At 67.9% G+C, this 20,930-nt stretch carries 19 protein-coding genes; 10 read left to right on the forward strand and 9 right to left on the reverse strand.

Translation table 11 applies throughout. The features are described from left to right. Positions 1–1,203 carry a patatin-like phospholipase family protein gene (locus NC595_RS02325; protein ID WP_253564675.1) on the forward strand — a complete coding sequence of 401 codons (1,203 nt, stop codon included), beginning with the start codon at positions 1–3 and terminating at the stop codon, positions 1,201–1,203. Positions 1,204–1,285: 82 nt separating this feature from the next. Here NC595_RS02325 and NC595_RS02330 read toward each other — a convergent pair whose 3' ends face one another. The 5 genes from NC595_RS02330 to NC595_RS02350 form a co-directional block, all read right to left on the reverse strand. Further along, on the reverse strand, positions 1,286–2,041 hold the full coding sequence (locus tag NC595_RS02330) for an SDR family NAD(P)-dependent oxidoreductase (protein WP_253564676.1): 756 nt from the start codon (positions 2,039–2,041) through the stop codon (positions 1,286–1,288). Positions 2,042–2,067: 26 nt separating this feature from the next. Next, positions 2,068–2,772 carry an SPOR domain-containing protein gene (locus NC595_RS02335; RefSeq protein WP_253564677.1) on the reverse strand — a complete coding sequence of 235 codons (705 nt, stop codon included), beginning with the start codon at positions 2,770–2,772 and terminating at the stop codon, positions 2,068–2,070. After that, positions 2,773–4,461 (reverse strand): arginine--tRNA ligase, encoded by a 1,689-nt coding sequence (gene argS / locus NC595_RS02340; protein ID WP_253564678.1) that lies wholly within the window; start codon positions 4,459–4,461, stop codon positions 2,773–2,775. It abuts the gene before it with no gap. Positions 4,462–4,944: 483 nt separating this feature from the next. After that, the gene (gene radC, locus NC595_RS02345) at positions 4,945–5,616 is read right to left on the reverse strand and encodes a RadC family protein (RefSeq protein WP_425493053.1); all 672 of its coding nucleotides are present in this window, start codon (positions 5,614–5,616) and stop codon (positions 4,945–4,947) included. A gap of 81 nt (positions 5,617–5,697) precedes the next feature. Next, positions 5,698–6,600, reverse strand: a complete 903-nt coding sequence (locus NC595_RS02350) for a LysR family transcriptional regulator (RefSeq protein WP_253565679.1) — start codon at positions 6,598–6,600, stop codon at positions 5,698–5,700. 115 nt (positions 6,601–6,715) lie between these two features. Here NC595_RS02350 and NC595_RS02355 point away from each other — a divergent pair, with 115 nt between their 5' ends. The 5 genes from NC595_RS02355 to NC595_RS02375 all read left to right on the forward strand — a co-directional run bounded on the left by NC595_RS02355 (position 6,716) and on the right by NC595_RS02375 (position 12,468). Then, complete coding sequence (locus tag NC595_RS02355) at positions 6,716–7,456, forward strand: SDR family oxidoreductase (protein WP_253564680.1); 741 nt, start codon at positions 6,716–6,718, stop codon at positions 7,454–7,456. Between the two features lie 19 nt (positions 7,457–7,475). Then, on the forward strand, positions 7,476–8,375 hold the full coding sequence (locus NC595_RS02360) for an SDR family oxidoreductase (protein WP_253565680.1): 900 nt from the start codon (positions 7,476–7,478) through the stop codon (positions 8,373–8,375). An 89-nt stretch (positions 8,376–8,464) separates the two neighbouring features. Next, positions 8,465–9,670: a bifunctional phosphopantothenoylcysteine decarboxylase/phosphopantothenate--cysteine ligase CoaBC gene (gene coaBC / locus NC595_RS02365; protein ID WP_253564681.1), complete on the forward strand. Its 1,206-nt coding sequence runs from the start codon at positions 8,465–8,467 to the stop codon at positions 9,668–9,670. After that, the gene (dut, locus tag NC595_RS02370) at positions 9,667–10,122 is read left to right on the forward strand and encodes a dUTP diphosphatase (RefSeq protein WP_253564682.1); all 456 of its coding nucleotides are present in this window, start codon (positions 9,667–9,669) and stop codon (positions 10,120–10,122) included. The genes coaBC and dut overlap by 4 nt, the downstream gene beginning before the upstream one ends. 15 nt (positions 10,123–10,137) lie before the next feature. Next, complete coding sequence (locus NC595_RS02375; RefSeq protein WP_253564683.1) at positions 10,138–12,468, forward strand: phosphomannomutase/phosphoglucomutase; 2,331 nt, start codon at positions 10,138–10,140, stop codon at positions 12,466–12,468. A gap of 9 nt (positions 12,469–12,477) precedes the next feature. On the opposite strand, the gene NC595_RS02380 is transcribed toward NC595_RS02375, so the two are convergent. Both NC595_RS02380 and pyrE read right to left on the reverse strand, forming a co-directional pair. Then, positions 12,478–13,128, reverse strand: a complete 651-nt coding sequence (locus NC595_RS02380) for a DUF4124 domain-containing protein (protein WP_253564684.1) — start codon at positions 13,126–13,128, stop codon at positions 12,478–12,480. A 73-nt stretch (positions 13,129–13,201) separates the two neighbouring features. After that, entirely contained in the window at positions 13,202–13,849 is a 648-nt protein-coding gene (pyrE, locus tag NC595_RS02385) for an orotate phosphoribosyltransferase (protein ID WP_253564685.1), read from the reverse strand. Between the two features lie 148 nt (positions 13,850–13,997). Between pyrE and NC595_RS02390 the strand changes: the two genes are divergently transcribed. The 3 genes from NC595_RS02390 to NC595_RS02400 all read left to right on the forward strand — a co-directional run bounded on the left by NC595_RS02390 (position 13,998) and on the right by NC595_RS02400 (position 16,478). Next, the gene (locus NC595_RS02390; RefSeq protein WP_253564686.1) at positions 13,998–14,765 is read left to right on the forward strand and encodes an exodeoxyribonuclease III; all 768 of its coding nucleotides are present in this window, start codon (positions 13,998–14,000) and stop codon (positions 14,763–14,765) included. Continuing rightward, positions 14,755–16,056: an AmpG family muropeptide MFS transporter gene (locus tag NC595_RS02395; RefSeq protein ID WP_253564687.1), complete on the forward strand. Its 1,302-nt coding sequence runs from the start codon at positions 14,755–14,757 to the stop codon at positions 16,054–16,056. Before NC595_RS02390 ends, NC595_RS02395 begins: the two co-directional genes overlap by 11 nt. Before the next feature lie 92 nt (positions 16,057–16,148). Continuing rightward, positions 16,149–16,478 (forward strand): hypothetical protein, encoded by a 330-nt coding sequence (locus NC595_RS02400; RefSeq protein ID WP_253564688.1) that lies wholly within the window; start codon positions 16,149–16,151, stop codon positions 16,476–16,478. Here the strand turns inward: NC595_RS02400 and NC595_RS02405 are convergent. Next, entirely contained in the window at positions 16,460–17,578 is a 1,119-nt protein-coding gene (locus NC595_RS02405; protein ID WP_253564689.1) for an anhydro-N-acetylmuramic acid kinase, read from the reverse strand. The genes NC595_RS02400 and NC595_RS02405 overlap by 19 nt on opposite strands. A 7-nt stretch (positions 17,579–17,585) precedes the next feature. Next, a complete protein-coding gene (locus NC595_RS02410; RefSeq protein WP_253564690.1) occupies positions 17,586–19,031 on the reverse strand; it encodes an OapA family protein in 1,446 nt (481 codons plus the stop codon). A gap of 180 nt (positions 19,032–19,211) precedes the next feature. Between NC595_RS02410 and tyrS the strand changes: the two genes are divergently transcribed. Next, complete coding sequence (tyrS, locus tag NC595_RS02415) at positions 19,212–20,423, forward strand: tyrosine--tRNA ligase (protein WP_253564691.1); 1,212 nt, start codon at positions 19,212–19,214, stop codon at positions 20,421–20,423. Positions 20,424–20,930 lie beyond the last annotated feature (507 nt).

The raw sequence follows: 20,930 nt of genomic DNA on the forward strand, positions 1-20,930 counted from the left end.
ATGAGCAAGCCCACTTCCAAGCTGCGCGCAGGCAAATCGTCGGTCGCCTCGCGCAAGGCCGATACCGCGCCGCGCGAATACCCCACCGTCGCCCTGGTCCTGCAGGGCGGCGGCGCCCTGGGTGCCTACCAGGCCGGTGTCTACGAAGGCCTGCATGCCAGCGGTCGCCTGCCGAACTGGGTGGCAGGGATTTCCATCGGCGCGTTGAACGCGGCGGTGATCGCCGGCAACGCGCCTGAGCACCGCGTGGCGAAGCTGCGCGAGTTCTGGAAGACCATCTGCAAGCCGCCGTTCCTGCCGGCACCGCTGGCAGCGCCGGAGTTCGATGACCTGCCGTGGCCGCTGCCGCTGCAGCACGGCCTCAGCGGCATGGCGGCGATGCGCGCGCTGCTGGAGGGCCAGGCCGGCTTCTTCCTGCCGCGCATGCCGATCCCGCCGCTGGCGCCGTGGAGACGCGGACCGCACCTGGCCAGCTGGTACGACACCGCACCGCTGCGCAGCACGCTGGAGCGACTGGTCGATTTCGACCGGATCAACGACCCGCGCACGATCCGCGTCTCGGTCGGCGCGGTGAACGTGCGCAACGGCAACTTCGAGTATTTCGACAGCACCCGGCAGATCCTTCGCGCCGAGCACTTCATGGCTTCCGGTGCGCTGCCGCCGGGCTTTCCGGCGGTGGAGATCGACGGCGAGTTCTACTGGGACGGCGGCATGGTCTCCAACACGCCGCTGTACAAGGTGCTGTGCGACCGCCCGGCCCACGACGCGTTGATCTTCCAGGTCGACCTGTGGAGCGCGACCGGCGAGTTGCCGCACGACCTGCCGCAGGTCGCCTCGCGCAGCAAGGACATCCAGTTCTCCAGCCGCACCCGCCTGGTCACCGAGTACATGGCGCGCGAGCACGAGCACCAGCGCCTGCTGCACGACCTGATGGCGCTGGTCCCCGAGTCCCGCCGCGACGATCCGGCCTATCTGCGCGCGCAGGCGCGCTCATCCGGCGCGCTGACCAACCTGGTGCACCTGATCTACCGCGACAAGCCGTACGAAGGGCACTACAAGGACTACGAGTTCAGCGCCAACAGCATGCGTCGCCACTGGCGCGCCGGGCTGGAGGACATGCGCCACACGCTGGCGCAGCCGCACTGGCTGGATTACCCCGATGCCCAGCATCCGTTCGTGACCCACGACGTGCATCGCTTGTAGGAGCGCACCCTGTGCGCGATGCCTTTGGTCACGTGAAGGAGAGCGTCGCGCACAGGGTGAGGGTGCGCTCTTACGGACGATATCAGGCGTTGCGATGCACCTGCAGGCCGGCCGCCGACTGGTTCACCGGCATCACTTCCAGCCGGTTGATGTTGAGGTGCGGCGGCAGGGTGGCGATCCACCAGATCGATTCGGCGATGTCCTGCGCGGTGATCGGGTCGACGCCCGCGTAAAGCTTGTCCGAGGCGGCCTGGTCGCCGCCGGTGCGCACCAGGGTGAACTCGGTCTCGGCCATGCCCGGTTCGATCGAGCTCACCCGCACCCCGGTGCCGTGCAGGTCGGTGCGCAGGTTCTGCGTGAACTGGCTGACGAAGGCCTTGCTGCCGCCGTAGACGTTGCCGCCCATGTACGGGTAGCTGCCGGCGATCGAGCTGATGTTGACGATCGCGCCGCGGCGCTCGATCAGCGTGGGCAGCAGCAGGTGGGTGATCGTGACCAGCGCGGTGACGTTGGTGTCGATCATCTGTTTCCACTGCGCGAGGTCCGCCCGCTGCGCCGGCACGGTGCCCAGCGCCAGGCCGGCGTTGTTGACCAGCAGGTCGATGCCGGCGAACGCGGTGGGCAGGCCGGCGATCGCCTTGCGCATCGCGGCTTCGTCGCGCATGTCGAAGGCCAGCGCGTGGACGCGGTCGGCCCCGTGCTTGTCGACCAGCTTCTGCAGGCGGTCAGAGCGACGGCCGGTGGCGACCACGCGCCAGCCGCCGGCAACGAAGCGGTCCACGGCGGCGGCGCCGAAGCCGGAGGTGGCGCCGGTGATCAGGGCGGTCTTCATGCTCATGTCGGGGTCTCGCAGGGACACGGGGCTCAGTGGCCTTCCTTTAGGGCGATCGCGTTGATGCCGGCGTTCGCCAGCCGCTGCTTGGCCGATTCCAGTTCGGTGGCCGACCGGAACGGCCCCAGCCGCACGCGATGGAACACCTGGCCGCCCACGTTGACCGACTGCACGTTGGCCACGAAGCCCTGCAGCGCCAGTCGCGCCTTCAGGCTCTCCGCGTCGGCGGCATTCGGGAACGCGCCGACCTGCAGCAGGTACCCGCTGCCCGCGGCCGGTGCCTGTACGGCGGCGGCCGGCGCGGCGGTGATGTTCTCGCGTGTCACGCCGGGCGGCGGCGGGGGCACGCTGGCCTGCTGCTGGGCGGCGATCTGGGCGGCCGCGGCCTCACGCGCCTGCTGCTGCTTCTGCTGCTCGGCACGGGCCTGCGCGCTGATCACCGAGTCGGGGATGCGCACTTCCTTCTCCGACAGCAGCGAATAGAAGTCGTACTGCGGCTTCTTCGGCGTCGTGGCGGCGCTGCCCGGCGCCACCGCGCCCGGGTCGCTGCCGCGCTGGGCGGTGGCCTGCGGGTTGGGTTGCGGCCCGGTCGGCGCCATCGGCAGCAGCGACTTGCGCATCAGCATCACCATCAGCAGGGCACCGCCGAGGATGCCCACGGCGAGGATCGCCCAACCCGGGATGCCGCCCTTCTTGTGGCGGACGGCCTGCCGGCCCTTGCCCTTGCGTGCTGCCATTTACATGCTCTCCGGGGCGCTCAGGCCCAGCAGGTCCAGACCGTTCCTCAGCACCTGGCGGGTGGCCACCGACAGCGCCAGCCGGGCGTTGCGCAGGTCGGCATCCTCGACCAGGAACTGGTGCGCGTTGTAGTAGGCGTGGAATGCGTTGGCCAGCTCGCGCAGCCAGCCGGCGACCAGGTGCGGTTCGAGGTGCTCGGCCGCCGCCTCGACCATTTCCGGGTACTTCGACAGCTCGGTCAGCAGCACCTGCTCGTGCTCGCTGTCCAGCCGCGCCAGGTGTGCCAGGCCGGCGTCCAGATCCACGGCCAGGCCCTTCTCCGCGGCCTGGCGCAGCACGCTGCACACGCGGGCGTGGGCGTACTGGATGTAGTAGACCGGGTTGTCGTTGGTCTGCGAACGGGCCAGGTCGATGTCGAACACCAGCTGCGAGTCGCCCTTGCGGGCGATCAGGAAGTAGCGTGTGGCGTCGCGGCCGACCTCGTCGATCAGGTCGCGTAGGGTCACGTAGCTGCCGGCGCGCTTGGAGATCTTCACCTCCTCGCCGCCCTTCATCACCGTGACCATCTGGTGCAGCACGTACTCGGGCCAGTTCTTCGGAATGCCGACGTCCAGCGCCTGCAGGCCGGCCTTCACGCGGGCCAGCGAGCCGTGGTGGTCCGAGCCAAGTTCGGTGATCGCGCGCTCGTAGCCGCGCTGCCACTTGGAGCGGTGGTAGGCGACGTCCGGCACGAAGTAGGTATAGGTGCCGTCGGACTTGCGCATCACGCGGTCCTTGTCGTCGCCGAAGTCGGTCGAGCGCAGCCACAGCGCGCCACCTTCCTCGTAGGTGTGGCCATGGGCGATGAGCTCGCGCACGGTCTCGTCCACCTTGCCGTCGGCATACAGCGAGGACTCCAGGAAATACACTTCGAAGGCGACGCCGAAGGCCTTCAGGTCCAGGTCCTGCTCGTGGCGCAGGTAGGCGACGGCGAACTGGCGGATCGCATCGAGGTTGTCCGGATCCTTTGCGCCGACCACCGTGTGGCCGTCGGCAGTGACGCTGTCGCCGGCCAGGTAGGCCCTGGCCACATCGGCGATGTAGTCGCCGCGGTAACCGTCTTCCGGCCAGCCGGCGTCGCCGGGGGCGAGGCCGCGCGCGCGCGCCTGGGTGGAGACGGCCAGGTTGGCGATCTGCACACCGGCATCGTTGTAGTAGAACTCGCGCTTGACGTCCCAGCCGGTGGCATCGAGCAGGCGGCTGATGCAGTCGCCGATTGCCGCGGCGCGACCGTGGCCGACGTGCAGCGGACCGGTCGGGTTGGCCGAGACGAACTCCACGCCGGCGACCCTGCCACCGCCGCTGCTATTGCGGCCGTAGGCGTCACCCTCGGCGAAGATCCGCCGCACTTCGGCGTGGTACGCCTCGGCGGCGAGGAAGAAGTTGATGAAGCCAGGACCGGCGATCTCCACCTTCGCCACCAGCGCATTGGCCGGCATCGCGGCGACCAGCTTCTCTGCCAGCTCGCGCGGCTTGGCGCGGGCCGGCTTGGCCAGCAGCATCGCCAGATTGGTGGCGAAATCGCCGTGCTCGCGGCTGCGCGCACGCTCGATCACGAAATGCGGGATCACGAGATCGGCGGGAAGGATGGAGTCGGTGCGCAGGCGGTCGAGGGCCTGCAGCAGCAGGGCGCGCAGCTGATCTTTCACGGGTCGGGGTCGGCAAGCAGTTGGACCGGCAATGTTAACAGAGCAAGGCTGAGCGGCAGCCCGGAGCGGTCCTGATGCGGTGCGGGAGCAAGCCTGTGGATAACTCTGTGGGAAAGGTGACACGCTTGTCGGCCCAGCTGGGCCCTTATGCTGATTTCACTGCGACGAATGCACAAAAATATATCAATTTCAATATCTTGAAGCAAGTATCTTGCTTGCGAGTCATGTTGGTCCCGCAAATGCCCTTCCTGGCGAAATGTGCATAACTTTCCGCGTACCTGCGTTGTCCCGTGCACGACGCGCCAGCGTCACGCCCCTGTCATGCGGCGCCGCCACACTGCGTCCCGTGCTCGACGACCTATCCTCCCCGGAGTCGTCGGGCGCCAGGAGATACCGTGTTCTCCACCCTCCCCAAAAAAACGGCATGGGCGGTGCGGCGTGAGCCTGCATCGCCCTTTTTTTTTGGCTCGGGTCCCCTGACGCTCAGATCAGACCACGTTCGGCCATCGACACCGGCGTGCCGGCTCCGATCACCAGATGGTCCAGGACCCGCACTCCGACCAGCTGGAGCGCGTCCCGCAGTTCCCGGGTGATCGCGCGGTCCGCCGCGCTGGGCTCGGCCACGCCGCTGGGGTGGTTGTGGGCGAAGATCACCGCGCAGGCGTTGTGCCGGATGCAGGCGCGCACGACTTCGCGCGGATGCACGCTGGCGCCGTCGACGGTGCCGCGAAACAGTTCCTCGAACCCCAGCACGCGGTGTCGGTTGTCCAGGTACAGGCAGGCGAACACCTCGTAGGGACGATCGCGCAGCTGCGCACGCAGATAATCCCCGCTGTCCCGCGGACTGCTGAGCGCCGGACGCTCACGCAACTGCTCGCCCAGCGCGCGCCGGGCCAGTTCCAGGGCGGCGACCAGGCGCGCCCGCTTGGCCGGGCCGATACCGCGCCGGCTGATGGCCTCCGCTGGAGCTCCAAGCAGGGAGGCGAGTCCTCCGTTGTCCTGCAGCAGGCCCCGGCCCAGCGCGATCGCGTCGGTGCCCGGGATGCCGCTGCCCAGCAGCACGGCGATCAGTTCGGCGTCGGTGAGCGCGGCGCAGCCGCGGGCCAGCAGCTTCTCGCGGGGGCGTTCGGTGGCGGGCCATTCTCGGATGCTCATCCGATCAGCCTGCCGCGGGGTGTGGCCAGCGCCCATCGGGCAAGCACGGTTCGGGCTGTGGGTCGACCGCGCCGTGGACGGTCAGCGCGGTGGGGACAGGCGCTGGGCGAACGCAGCGGAGAGCCAGTCGATGAACACCCGTACCCGCGGCGACAGCTGGCGGTTCTGCGGGTAAAGCACGTATACCGGAGACGGCTCCGGCGGGAACTCGGCCAGCACCTCGACCAGGCTGCCACGGGCCAGGTCGTCCTCCACCCGGTAACGCGGCACCTGCACCAGTCCCAGGCCCAGCCGCGCCAGCGCCACGTACATCTCCGCCCCGGTGGCGCTTACCGTCAGCGGCAAGGTGATCTCGCGCAGCGAGCCGTCCTGGCGGAACTCCAGCGGCAGCACGCCGCCGGTGGCGGAGGATTCGAAGCCGACCATGCGGTGGCCGTCCAGTTCGTCGGGCGAGCGCGGGGTGCCGTGCCGGGCCAGGTAGGCGGGGCTGGCGAAAGTGCCTTCCGCCAGCGTGGCGATCTGCCGCCCGACCATCCGGTTGTCGGCGGGACGGCCGACGCGCAGCACGCAGTCCACACCTTCGCGCACCAGGTCCACGTAGCGGTCGCCGGCACCGATCCGCAGCTGGATATCCGGGTAGCGTGCGAGGAACCCAGGCAGGTCGGGCAGCATGAAGTACTGCGCCAGGGTGCCGTGCACGTCCACCCGCAGCAGGCCGGCGGGCCGGGCGCCGGTGAACGCGGCCTCGGCCTCCTCGATCTCGGCGAGGATGGCCATGCAGCGCTGGTAGTACGCCTCGCCGTCGAGGGTGGGACGCACCTGCCGCGTGGTGCGCTCGAGCAGGCGCACGCCCAGCCGCGCTTCCAGCCGCTGCATCACCTCGGTGACGGTGGAGCGGGGCAGGGCCAGGTCCTGCGCGGCGCGGGTGAAGCTGCGCCGCTCGACGATCCGGGTGAACAGGCGCATGGCATCGACCTTGTCCACATTTGTTCCCAGCATCCGAAAAATGTTGGCGGATTGAAGCAGATTATCCGCTGTGACGAAAAGACCATCCTCTGTCCACCGGCATCCGCCGGCTCAGCCAAGAGGATGAAAGCCCATGTCCAGTCCCACCTCCCCTGTCGCCCTGGTCACCGGCGCCTCGCGCGGCATCGGTGCCGCCATCGCCCGTCGTCTGGCGCGCGACGGCTTCACCGTGGTCGTCAACTACGCCGGCGATGCCCGCGCCGCCGCCGCGGTGGCGGCCGATATCGAAGCGGCCGGCGGCCGCGCGCTGACCGCCCAGGCCGACGTGGCCGACCCGGCTGCCGTACGGCGGATGTTCGATGCCGCAGAAGCGGCGTTCGGCGGTGTCGACGTGCTGGTGAACAACGCTGGCGTGCTGCAGCAGGCGCCGCTGGTCGACGTGGACGATGCCCAGTTCGATCGCATCATCGCGATCAACCTCAAGGGCAGCTTCAACGCCATGCGCGAGGCGGGCCGTCGCCTGCGCGAGGGCGGCCGCATCATCAATTTCTCCTCCAGCCTGGTCGGCACCCTGCTGCCCACCTACGGCGCCTACGTCGCGAGCAAGGCGGCGGTGGAGGGGATGACGCCGATCCTGGCGAAGGAGCTGCGCGGCCGGCGCATCACCGTCAACGCGGTGGCGCCGGGGCCGACCGCCACCGAGCTGTTCCTCGAGGGCAAGCCGGACGCGCTGGTCGAGCAGCTGGCCAAGGCCGCACCGCTGGAGCGCCTGGGCACGCCGGAGGACATCGCCGACGTGGTGGCGTTCCTGGCCGGTCCGGACGGTGGCTGGGTGAACGGCCAGGTGCTGCGCGCCAACGGCGGCATGGTCTGACCGGAGCGCAGCCATGACCATCAAGCAAGTCATCGTCATTACCGGTGCCTCCAGCGGTTTCGGCTGGATGAGCGCCATCGCCCTGGCCCGGGCCGGCCATGCGGTATACGCCGGCATGCGCGAGACCGATGGGCGCAACGCCCCGGCCGTGCAGCGCCTGCAGCAGCTCGCCAGCGGCGAGGGGCTGGACCTGCATGCGATCGAGATGGATATCGCCGATCAGTCGTCGGTGGACGCGGCGATCGAGGCGATACTCGCCATCCAGGGCCGACTCGACGTGGTCGTGCACAACGCCGGGCACATGGCCTACGGGCCGGCCGAGGCCTTCACCCCCGAGCAGTTCGCCGCGCTCTACGACACCAACGTGCTCGGCACGCAGCGGGTCAACCGCGCCGTGCTGCCGCATCTGCGGTCGCGCGGTCGAGGCCTGTTGCTGTGGGTGTCCTCCTCCAGCACCCGCGGTGGCACACCGCCGTATCTGGCGCCGTACTTCGCCGCCAAGGCCGGCATGGACGCGCTGGCGGTGAGCTACGCGGGCGAGTTGGCGCGCTGGGGCATCGAGAGCAGCATCGTCGTGCCGGGCGCGTTCACCCAGGGCACCCACCATTTCGCCCATGCCGGCCAGCCGTCGGATGCGGCCGTGGCGAAAGCGTACGCCGAAGGGCCGACGGCCGATCTCGCCGACGTCGCGTTGCGCGGGCTGGCCGCGCTGGAGCCGGCCGATGCCGATCCGCAGGCGGTCGCTGCAGCCATCGTGGCGGTGGTCGATGCGCCGTACGGCCGCCGGCCATTCCGCGTCCACGTCGACCCGGCGCAGGACGGCGCCGAAGTGGTCAACGGCGTGGCCGACCGGGTGCGTGCGGAACTGCTGCGGCGGATCGGCCTGGGTGATCTGTTGCATCCGCGCGTCGAGGCGTGAATCCCAACCGCGATCGTCCGCCCGGCCCGCGCGGGCCGCGGCGGGCGATTCCGGTAAGCTACCGGGCCTAACAAACCACGGGCCCATCCATGAGTCTTGCCCACCGCCGCATCCTGCTGGGCGTGTCCGGCGGCATCGCCGCCTACAAGTCCTGCGAACTGGTCCGTCGCCTGCGCGATGTGGGCGCCGAGGTGCGCGTGGTGATGACCGAAGGGGCCACGCATTTCGTCACCCCGACCACGTTCCAGGCGCTCTCCGGCGCGCCGGTGCGGGTATCGCTGTGGGACGAGTCGGCCGAGGCCGCGATGGGCCATATCGAGCTGGCGCGCTGGGCCGAGCGCATCCTCGTCGCTCCGGCCAGTGCCGATGTGCTGGCCCGCCTCGCCCACGGCCAGGCCGACGATCTGCTGACCACGCTGTGCCTGGCGAGCGCCGCCCCGCTGTCGGTGGCGCCGGCGATGAACCAGCAGATGTGGGCGCATCCGGCGGTGCAGGCAAACCTGGCGACGCTGCGCTCGCGCGGAGTGACCGTGCTGGGCCCGGCCGCCGGCGAGCAGGCCTGCGGCGACATCGGCTCCGGGCGCATGCTCGAGCCGCTGGAACTGCGCGAGGCGTTGGCGGCCTCGTTCGGCAACGGCCTGCTGGCCGGGCGCCACGTGGTGGTCAGTGCCGGCCCGACCTACGAAGACATCGACCCGGTGCGCTTCATCGGCAACCGCAGTTCCGGAAAGATGGGCTTTGCCGTGGCCGAAGCCTGTGTCCTGGCCGGCGCCCGGGTCACCCTGGTGGCCGGCCCGGTGAGCCTGACCTCGCCTGCCGGCGTGGCGCGTCGCATCGACGTGCGCAGCGCGGCCCAGATGCATGCGGCGGTGCTGGAGGCTTCGGCGGGCGCGGATATCTACATTGCGGCGGCGGCCGTCGGCGACTATCGACCGGAGCAAGTGGCGCCGTGCAAGCTGAAGAAGCAGGCCGGTGCCGACCTGGTGCTGACCCTGGCGGAAAACCCGGACATCCTCGCCAGCTTGTCGGCGTTGCCTGAGCATCCGTTCCTGGTCGGTTTCGCCGCCGAGACACACGACGTGGCGACGTACGCGCAGGACAAGCTGCGTCGCAAGAAACTCGACATGATCGCCGCCAACCAGGTGGGTGAAGGCCTGGGGTTCGAGACCGCCGACAACGCGCTCACCCTCTACTGGAACGGCGGTTCGCGCGAATTGCCGCGGGCCGGCAAGGCCGAATTGGCCCGTGAACTGGTCGCCTGCGTGGCCGAGCGCTTCCGGGGGGCGCGCGCGTGATCGACATCGAACTGAAGATCCTCGATCCGCGACTGGGCCACAGTATTCCGCTACCGGAACCGGCCACCATGGGCAGCGCCGGCATGGACCTGCGCGCGGCACTGGAGGCTCCGGCCACCCTCGCCCCGGGCGAGACCCTGCTGGTCCCGAGCGGCTTCGCGATCCACATCGGCGATCCCGGCTGGTGCGCGCTGATCGTGCCGCGATCGGGCCTGGGGCATAAGCAGGGCCTGGTGATGGGCAACCTGGTCGGCGTCATCGATGCCGATTACCAGGGGCCGCTGATGATTTCGTGCTGGAACCGCGGCACCCGGCCGGTCACCATCGGGGTGGGCGACCGCATCGCACAACTGCTGCTCGTGCCGGTGGCACAGGCACGGCTGAGGGTGGTGGAAGAGTTCGCACCGTCGGAACGGGGGCAGGGCGGCTTCGGATCGACCGGAATCAACTGATCTGCGGGGGCGGGGATGGGTTTGAGCTGGGGGAAGGCCAACGCACTGGCCGAGGTCGACTGGAGGCGTCTGCTGCCGCTGGCCGCCGGCACGCTGCTGGTCGTGCTCGGCTTGTTTGCCGGCTGGCAAACATGGCTGATCGCGAACGAGGGACACGCCAACGATCGCGTCCATCAGGCCCAGGCCGCAGCCGTCAGGGCCGTGTCGGCCGCGCTGGACAGCCAGCGCCGTGCGGTCCGTAACGCGCTGGATAAGGTCGACCCCGCCACGCTGGCGGCCGACGCCAATGCTGCCGTGGCGTCGGTGAAGGCGGCCGTACCCGGGTCACGGGTGGTGGAGTTCTACAGTCCGTCCCTGGGGGAAGTGCTGCACGCCAACTATCGCGAGTTCGGCTATGCCAAGGCCGCCCAGCTGATCGCCGCGCAAAGCATCGATGGCCCGGCCCTGGCGGAATCGGTGAATGCACGTGACGGGCGCCATGTCTCGTTCGCCATGCCGGTCGGTCCGCTGCAGCACCCCGCCGCCTGGGCGTGGGTGGAATTGCCGTTCGAGCCGGTGGCCAGGGCCTTCGATGCGGTATCTCCGGCCGGCGGTCGCATCGAGCTGCGCCAGGGCGACGACCGCACCGACCTTGGTCTGCTCTCGCACGGAAACGCATCGGCGGTGCCCGAGGAAGATAGCGGCGAGCCGGTGCCGAACAGCGCGTTCAGCGTCACGGCGGCGTTGCCGGCGGCCTTCATCGTGCTGCCGCGCCAATGGCCGCTCGCCGCGTTGCTGAGCCTGCTCGGTCTGGGGGTGGGCGTATGGCTGCTGCGTTTGCGGGGAGGGAGCCCGGGCAGCGAGGCGGCCGAGCCAGCGGTGGAGGATGTCCCGTTGCCACCGCGTCGTGAGCGGGTGCGTCCGGCCATCCCGCCGCCTTCACCGCCGCCTCAGGGACCGCCGCCGAAGGCGCCCCCGCCAGTGGTGGCCATCGATCCGTCGATCTTCCGCGCCTACGATGTGCGCGGCGTGGTCGGCAAGACGCTGGACCGCCCCGTGGCCAAGCGGCTGGGCCAGGCGATCGGCGGCATGATGCGCGAGCAGGGGCTGCGCGAGATCGTGGTCGGCCGCGACGGCCGCAACTCCGGCCCGGAACTGGCCGGGGCCTTGGCCGAAGGCCTGCAGCTGGCAGGCATCGATGTCATCGATATCGGCGCGGTGCCCACGCCGGTGGTGTATTACGCGGCATTCCGGCTAAACACCGGGTGTGGCGTGGCGGTCACCGGCAGCCACAATCCGCCGGAGTACAACGGCTTCAAGATCGTCCTGGGCGGGCAGACGCTGGCCGAGGCAGCGATCCAGGACCTGTACCGTCGCATCGTCGAAGGCGACCTGCCGGACGACGGGCACGGCAGCTCCCGGAACCTGGATGTCGTGCCCGACTACATCGAGCGGATCGCCTCGGACGTGCAGGCCGAGCGCATGCTCAAGGTGGTCGTGGATTGTGGCAACGGCATCCCGGGCATGGTCGCACCGCAGGTGCTGGAGGGTATCGGCTGCGAAGTGGTGCCGCTGTATTGCGACGTCGACGGCAGCTTCCCGAACCACCATCCGGATCCTTCCGATCCGGCCAATCTCGAGGACCTGATCCTCGCCGTGAAACAGACCGGTGCCGATCTCGGTTTGGCGTTCGATGGCGATGGCGATCGTCTCGGCGTGGTGACCCGCGAAGGCGAGATCGTCTACCCGGACCGCGTCCTGATGCTGTTCGCGCGGGACGTGCTGGCGCGCCAGCCGGGTGCCACGATCATCTACGACGTCAAGTGCACCGGGCACCTGAAGGGCCAGATCCTGGATGCAGGCGGCAGCCCGCTGATGTGGCGCACCGGCCACTCGTTGATGAAGGCGAAGATGCGCGAGACCGGCGCGGAGCTGGCCGGCGAGATGAGCGGCCACTTCTTCTTCAAGGAGCGCTGGTACGGTTTCGACGACGGCATCTATGCCGCCGCGCGGCTGCTGGAGATTCTCGCCGGCGACCTGGAAGACCGCAGCCCGGACGAAATCTTCGCCACCTGCCCGAAGGGCGTATCCACCCCGGAGCTGAAGATCGATCTGGCCGAGGGCGAGCAGAAGCGCTTCATGGATGCCTTCCGCGAGAAGGCCAGCTTCCCGGACGCCACGCTGGTGACCATCGATGGCGTGCGCGCGGACTGGCCGGACGGCTGGGGTCTCGTGCGGGCGTCGAATACCACGCCGACCCTGGTGCTGCGCTTCGACGCGGACAATCCGACCGCGCTCAAACGCATCCAGCAGGTCTTCCGCGAGCAGTTGTTCCTGGTGAAGCCCGGCCTGAAGCTGCCGTTCTGAGCGGGACGGTCAGTGGCCGGGGTCGTCGCCGGCGATCTGCTTTTTCAGCTCACGATACCGGCTGAGCTGGCCCTCCTGCCGCAGCTGCGTGTTGACGTACGACTGCTGCAGGCGCTCGAGCAGGGCGCGCTGCGAGCCGACCACCCCGCGCTGGGTGGCGATTCGATCGTTGAGGTATTTGGGCACGGGCTGCTTGGTGCGCTCCAGCTCGCCGGCGCGCCCGAGCAGGTCGGCCAGCGCCTGTTCCTGCGTGGCCAGGCTCTTGCGGGTGGTCGAGATCTGCTGGTCGATCGAATTGAGCTCGTCCTTCTGCATGCTCACCAGGTCCGGCTCGTTCGGATAGGCCGCGAGCATCTGATCGTCGTTGCGACGCTGTTCGTCTTCGGCCTGCTTCTTGGCGGCGGCGATGGCGGCCTGTTTCTCTGCGGCGGCGCGCTCCTCCACCGTGAGCTGGCGCTCCACGTGGCGCACGACGATGCCGCGGCTGTCGACGATGTCGTAGCCATTGGCCATGGCGTCGGCGGAAAGACTGTCGCTGTAGTGCAGCAGGCCATGCGCGTCGTGCCAGCGGTACTGCACGGCACTGCCCTTCTGCTGAGCGATGGCAGCGGTGCTGACGACGACCGACAACATGGCGGAAACGATCAGGAACTTGCGCATGTAACCCCTCCGTATCGAGCGGAGTATAGCGATCACGCCGGTCGGTACGGTGGGCTCCGCCAGAGCTTTTCGCTTAGCCGGTCACGCCGTAGCGGGCGCGATAGGCGAGCAGCCGCGCGTGCTCGGCTGCGAGTGAGGGCCGCTCGCCGGCGTAAGCCAGCACATCGTCCAGCCGGGTGATCGCGATCACCGGAATGCCGAACTCCGCCGTCAATTCCTGTGCCGCGGACAGCTCGCCCTGGCCCCGCTCCTGCCGGTCCAGTGCGATCAGCACGCCGGCCGGCTCGGCACCGGCGGCGCGGATCAGCGCCAGCGACTCGCGCACGGCGGTGCCCGCGGTCATCACGTCGTCGACGATCAGCACGCGACCCTGCAGCGGCGCGCCGACCAGGCTGCCGCCTTCACCGTGGTCCTTGGCTTCCTTGCGGTTGTACGCCCAGGGAAGGTCGCGGCCATGCTGCTCGGCGAGCGCGATGGCGGTGGCGGCGGCCAGCGCGATGCCCTTGTAGGCCGGGCCGAACAGCATGTCCACGGTCAGGCCGGAGGCCTGGATGGTCGCCGCATAGGCGCGACCCAGCTGGGCCAGCGCGGCGCCGGAGTCGATCCGTCCCATGTTGAAGAAGTACGGGCTGATCCGCCCGGACTTGAGGGTGAACTCGCCGAAGCGCAGCACCTCGCGTTGAAGAGTCAGGTCGATGAAGTCGCGCTGGTAATCGTGCACGGGAAATTCCGGTCTGCTGGGTCGGGGATGCGGCGGCCACGCCGACGCAATGCGTCATGGTAACGCCCGGAGCCGGCCCCGGAGTGCCACTGCAACGGTTGCTATGATGCCGGCTTGACCGTACGTAAGCCGGACTGCAGGAGCACGCATGCGCATCATCAGCCTCAACGCCAACGGCATCCGTTCGGCGGCGACCAAGGGGGTGTTTCCCTGGCTTCGCGCCCAGGAGGCCGACGTGGTCTGCCTGCAGGAGACCAAGGCGCAGGAGGACCAGCTCACCGACCCGATGTTCCGACCCGACGGGCACCACTGCTTCTACCGCGATGCCACCAGCAAGAAGGGCTACAGCGGCGTGGCGATCTACGCCAGGCGCGAACCGGACGCCGTACTGACCGAGCTGGGCTGGGACGAGTTCGACAACGAGGGCCGCTACATCGAGGCGCGCTTCGGCAAGCTCTCGGTGGTGTCGCTGTATTTCCCGTCAGGATCGTCGGGCGAGGAGCGCCAGCAGTTCAAGTTCCGCGCCATGGAATGGATCGCACCGATCTTCGACGGCTGGCTGAAGAGCGATCGCCAGTACGTGATCTGCGGCGACTGGAACATCGTGCGCAGCGAAAAAGACATCAAGAACTGGAAGTCCAACCAGAAGAACTCCGGTTGCCTGCCGGAGGAGCGCGCCTGGCTCAATGGCCTGGTCGAGCGTGGTTGGGTGGACAGCTATCGCACGCTCAAGCCCGAGGGCGAGGACTACACCTGGTGGTCCAACCGCGGGCGCGCGCGGGAGAACGACGTGGGTTGGCGCATCGACTACCAGATCGTCTCGCCCGCGCTGCGCGCCCGTCTGCGCGACTGTTCGATCTACCGCGAGCAGCGCTTTTCCGACCACGCGCCGTACACGGTCGACTATGCCGACTGAGCCGGCGGCCGCCGCAGCGCCGCGGTCCTCGATCTGGCAGGCCTTCACCCAGCCGGCCGCCGGGACCATGGCGGTGTTCGGTTTTTCCTCCGGACTGCCGTTCCTGCTGGTTGCCGGCACCCTGGCCTTCTGGCTGAAAGAGCGCGGCGTGGTGCTGTCGGAGATCACCATGATCGCCAGCGCCGGCATGACCTACGCGCTGAAGTTCCTGTGGGCGCCGCTGCTCGATCACTGGCGCGTGCCGGGCTTTCGCAAACTCGGCCAGCGCCGTGGCTGGCTGTTGCTCGCGCAGTTGGCGGTCGCTGCCGGCCTGCTGGCGATGGCCTGGCTGACGCCGGCGCGGCTGCCCGTGTTCATTGCTGCCACGCTGATTGTGGCGTTCTTCGGTGCCACCCAGGACATCGCCATCGATGCCTATCGCATCGAGATAGCACCGATCGAGGCGCAGGGTGCGCTGGTGGCCACTTATTCGCTGGGCTACCGCATCGGCCTGCTCACCGCCGGAGCTCTGGCGCTGATCGTCGCCGACCACCACGTGTCCTGGCCGTCGATCTATGTCGGCATGGCGGCGTGCATGCTGCCGCCGATCGCCATGACCCTGGCGGCACGCGAGCCGGAGGTATTGCGCCAAGCGCCCCCGCGCTGGCTGGATGCGATGCGGCTGGGCGTGGTCGACCCGTTCATCGACTTCTTTCGTCGCTACGGTTTTGTGCTGGCGCTGCTCACGCTCGCCTTCATCCTGCTGTTCAAGATCCCGGAACAGGCGACCATCGGTGGCGTGATGAGCCCGTTCTACCGCGACATGGGCTTCAGCAAGACGCAGATCGGCGCGATCACAAAGATCTACGGCGTGTGGATCGGCATCGTCGGTGTGTTCGTCGGCGGCGCGATGGTGGCGCGCTGGGGTGCCTGGCGCTCGCTGGCGGTGATGGTCGTGCTGTGCGGCACTAGCAACCTGCTCTATCTGCTGCTCATGCAGCACTACGGCAACCTGTGGATGCTCACCCTGGTGATCTCGGGCGAGAACCTCACCCTGGGCATGCTCGGTCCGCCCACAGTGGCATTCCTTTCCTCACTGGTGAACCGCGAGCACACGGCCACGCAATACGCGCTGCTGAGCTCGCTGGTGAATCTGCCGGGCAAGGTGCTGGGGTTCTTCGCCGGCGAGATCGCTATGGCGGTCGGTTATGGCGGGTTCTTCGTCATCACGGTACTGGGCATCGTGCCGGCAGTGGTTCTGTTCGCCCTGATCCGCAAACGCTTCAGGGATGGTGGCCACGACGTGCGCTGAGTCGCGCGTCGGCGCCTGGCGCGTGGTAGCGGCCGTCGGGTTTGTGCGACCATCCGGCGCACAGGGGGCATGCGTGACACGGAGTGGCGACCATGCCGGATCTCGTCGTACGCCATATCGACAACGTGATGGCCGAGCGCATCAAGGCGCTGGCCAAGTCACGCCATTGGTCGATCAATGACGTGGTGCTGCATGCCCTCCGGCACGGCCTGGGCATGAGCGACGGCGGGGTCGCCTTCTCCGAGAACCTGATCGATGCCGATGCGGTGGTACTCAGCGGCCACTGGGACGCTGCCGAGCGTGCGGCCTTCCACGAAGCCGTCCAGGCGTTGTCGGTGGCACCCGCGAGCCAGCTGGTCGGTATCGCCGCCTCGCCCTTCGGCGACGAAGAGCACGGCCCCGTTCAGCGGGACGCGGAGTAGACGGCGCCGAGGACGCGCGGTCCGCGGGCACCGGTGACCGCGGGCAGGTTGCCGGGCCGTCCCAGCAACCGCTGCCGCGCCAGCCAGGCAAACGCCATTGCCTCCAGGAAGTCCGGATCCACGCCGTAGCTGGCGGTGCTTTGCAACTCGGTCGGTGCCAGTCGCACGGCGAGGCGCTCCATCAGTGCGCGGTTGTGCACGCCGCCGCCGCAGGCCAGCACGCGCCGGGTGTCGGGCGCGTGCCGGGCAATCGCATCGGCGGCGCTGCGCGCAGACAGTTCCAGCAACGTCGCCTGTACGTCGGCGGGTGCGACCGCACGCCCAGCCAGCTGGTGATCGAGCCAGGCCAGGTGGAAATGTTCGCGGCCGGTGCTCTTGGGCGGTGCCAGCGCGAAATAGGGATCCTGGAGCAGGGTGTCCAGCAGCGCCTCATCCGAGCGTCCTTCCCCGGCGAACCGGCCGTCCCGGTCGAATGGCTCGCCGCGATGCCGAGCGCACCAGGCATCCATCAGCCCATTGGCAGGGCCGGTATCGAATCCGAGCACGCTGCCATCGGCACCGAGACAGGTGATGTTGGCGATGCCGCCGAGGTTGAGCACCACCCGGGCCTCCCCCGGCCGGCCGAGCAACATGGCATGCATGGCCGGCAGCAGCGGCGCGCCCTGGCCACCTGCGGCCACATCGGCGCGACGGAAGTCGGCGACGACGTCGATGCCGCATTGTTCGGCGATCACGCTGGCGTCGCCAAGCTGCAGGGTGAAGGGATGCCTGCCGGTCGGCCGATGCCGCAGGGTCTGTCCATGCGAGCCGATCGCGCGGATCTGATCGGGCGTCACGCCGGCCGCGTCCAGCACGCGTTTCGCCGCCTCGGCGAAGCCGTAGCCCATGGCGACATCCAGTCGCCCGAGCTGGTCTAGGTCAACCGGGAGTTCCCCTTGCGCGACGCCAAGGATCTGCTGGCGCAGTTCCTCGGGCCACGGGTGGGTCAGTCCGAGCAGAAGACACGGCGTGCCGTCGTCGAAACTCACCAGCGCCGCATCGATGCCGTCGGCGCTGGTGCCAGAGATCAGGCCGAGATAAAGCGAGTCCGCGGGTTCCACGCAGGGGTCATTCGTCGCTGTGCTGGCGGCTGTTGGCCATCGCGAGCTTGACGCTCTGGTCCACCTGCTTGAGGCGGGCCAGCTGCGGACGCACGACCTGGGCTTCGAACTTCGCGAGCTGGGCCTGCGGCAGTGGCTCGGGCTTGGGTAGCGTCACTGTCTGCGGGTTGCGCTGCACGCCGTTGACACGGAATTCGTAGTGCAGGTGCGGACCCGTGGCCAGGCCGGTCATTCCGACGTAGCCGATCACCTGGCCCTGGCGCACGTGCTGGCCGACGCGCTCGGCGGCTGCGAACCGCGACATGTGGCCATAGGCGGTACTGATCGATTTGCTGTGCTGGATGATCACGAAGTTGCCATAGCCGTTCATCCAGCCACGGAACTTGATCACACCATCACCCGCGGCATGGATCGGCGTGCCCGTGGGGGCGGCATAGTCCACGCCCTTGTGCGCACGCATGCGGCCAAGAATCGGGTGCATGCGTGCCGCGCTGAAGGTGGACGAGATGCGCGTGAAATCGACCGGGATGCGCAGGAACGACTTCTGGATCGGGCGGCCGTCCTCGCTGAACCAGCCGTAGTTGCCGTCCGCCTTCTTGAAGCGGTAGGCGGTGTAGCGATGGCCCTGGTTGATGAACTCGGCGGCGACGATGTCGCCTTCGGTGTAGTAGCTGCCGTCGCGGTAGATGTCGTCGTAGATGACGGTGAAGCTGTCGCCGACGCGCAGGTCCTGCACGAAATCGATGTCGTACTTGAACAGGTCTGCCAGCTTGCCGACCATGCCGGGGCTCATCCCGGCACGGGAGGCGGCGGCGTAGAGCGAGCTGTCGATCACGCCATGCGCGACGTGTTCGCGCGTATCCATGTCGCGCGGTTCCAGCGTCAGTTTGGCGGTGCCGTCTTCGAAGCGGACCATCGCACGGGTTGCAGAGTCGCGGTCGAAGCGCAAGCCCTTCAGGCTGCCGTCGCTACCGAGCAGGAAGTCGAATTCCTGGTGCGGGCGGATGCTGTGCAGCGCCGAACGGGCGTCACCCGCGGCGTCCATCACCCGCTGCAGATCGGACATGCTCAGACCCTGGCTGGCGAAGATGTCCGAAAGTGTCTGGCCCGGCTCGACCTGGACCCGCTGCCAGTCCTCGACGGTCGGCGCCTGTGTCGTTGCCGGTGATGCCTTGGGCAACGCCAGCGGCAGCAGTCTGTGTGCTTCGGCGGCCGGCGGCGTGCGCATGGCCGATGCCCAGGCGGGAAGCAGGAAGCCGGACAGCGCCGTGATCAACAGTGCAGTGGCGGCGAGCACCCAGCGCTCGCGATGCCACCGGATCGGCTCGGCTTCGCCGTTGCGGTTGAACGACCAGTGCGAGCAACGCTCGTAAAAGTGGGAGTGCCTGCGCTGCGCCTTGCGGCGAATAGCCTGCTTGCGCGCCGCGTGCGCCACCTGCGACCCCTCACTCATAATGCATGACCCCACCCGAAAACCTGCGACCGGCCGGTACCGTAACGGCCATGTGTAAAGGGTGTCAACGCCTTTTCCATCAATGGTTTGCGCTAGGTTCTTGGTTAACGCACAATTAACTTCACCCCTGTGAAGTCGGTCACTCGAGTGGCTGTCTAGACAACTAAATCCGAGGATTGCATGAACGAGTTGGAACAGGCGCTGGCCACCATCGCTCGCGGAGCGGACGAGATCATCAAGCGCGAGGAGCTGGAGCAGCGTCTCAAGGCGGGTCGCCCGCTGCGGATCAAGGCGGGTTTCGATCCGACGGCGCCCGATCTCCACCTCGGGCACACCGTGCTGCTCAACAAGATGCGCCAGTTCCAGGACCTGGGTCACCAGGTGATTTTCCTGATCGGCGACTTCACCGGCATGATCGGCGACCCCACCGGCAAGAACGTCACCCGCCGGCCGCTGTCGCGTGAAGACGTGCTCGCCAACGCCGAAACGTACGCATCCCAGGTCTTCAAGGTGCTGGACAAGGAGCGCACCGAGGTGCGCTTCAATTCCGAGTGGTTCGGCCAGATGACCGCGGCCGACATGATCAAGCTGGCTGCGCAGCACACCGTGGCCCGCATGCTCGAGCGCGACGACTTCGCCAAGCGCTACGCGGGACAGCAGCCGATCGCCATCCACGAGTTCCTGTATCCGCTAGTGCAGGGCTACGATTCGGTGGCGTTGAAGTGCGACGTCGAGCTCGGCGGTACCGACCAGAAATTCAACCTGTTGATGGGGCGCGCACTGCAGGAACACCACGGGCAGCCGCCCCAGATCGTGCTGACGATGCCGTTGCTGGAGGGGCTGGATGGTGTCAACAAGATGTCCAAGTCCCTGGGCAACTACATCGGTATCAACGAGCCGGCGATCGATATCGTTACCAAGACGATGAAGATCGGCGACGAGCTGATGTGGCGCTGGTTCGAGCTGCTCAGCTTCGAGGTGTCGCTGGAGGAAATGGCTCGCATGAAGGTGGACGTCGCCAGCGGCGTCCTGAACCCGCGCGATGCCAAGCTGCGCCTGGCACGTGAGCTGGCGACCCGGTTCCACGACGCGGCCGCCGCCGAACAGGCCATTGCCGGCTGGCACGCCGTGGTGCGGGGTGAGGGAGACACGTCGTTGCTTCCGCTTTCCGAGATCGCCGTCCCCGCCGATGGATTGAGGTTGCCGGCGCTGCTCACCGCCGCGGGCCTCACGGCGAGCAACTCGGAAGCCAATCGCAAGCTGAAGGAGCGTGCGGTCAAGATCGACGCCCAGGTGGTCGAAGATCCCCAGCAGGTGTTCGTTGCGGGCTTCGAAGGCGTCCTGCAGGTGGGCAAGCGCAACTTCGCCCGCGTGCTGCTTAAGGTGTCATGAGTGATCACCTTCCCGCGGCGCCGCCGCGTGGAGGGGTGACGCTTTTCAGGACAATGGTTTGCGTCCGCCGCAGCAACTTCCTCGCGAAAACGCTTGCCAATGCCGGGGGGCGTGCCTACTATGCGCCCCCCGCCGCGGCGACATCGCTTCGAACGGAAACACATCGCGAAGAACTTCTCTTCGACGTGTTGCCAGATCGGAAAAATGTTGTATAGTAGGCGGCTCGCTTCTCTTCCAAGACGACTTCTGGCTGGGCGGCAACAACTTCGAAATCAAGTGTGACGAAGGTGTTGACGGACAGTAAAATCGATGTAGAATGAGCGGCTCACCTGAGGCGAAATGCTTCGGGGCGATTCGAGAAACGGATCGCAAGTGATTGATCTTTGACAGTGTGCGCAGGTGACTTGTGTGGGCGCCTTGCAGTGGACGGGATGACTGTCCAAGCAATGCAAGGGTCCAACATACAAGTCAGCAATGACGTTTTATGTTGGGATCACCCTTCAGAAA

The organism is Dyella lutea (assembly GCF_024158035.1).
GTDB lineage: Bacteria > Pseudomonadota > Gammaproteobacteria > Xanthomonadales > Rhodanobacteraceae > Dyella_A > Dyella_A lutea.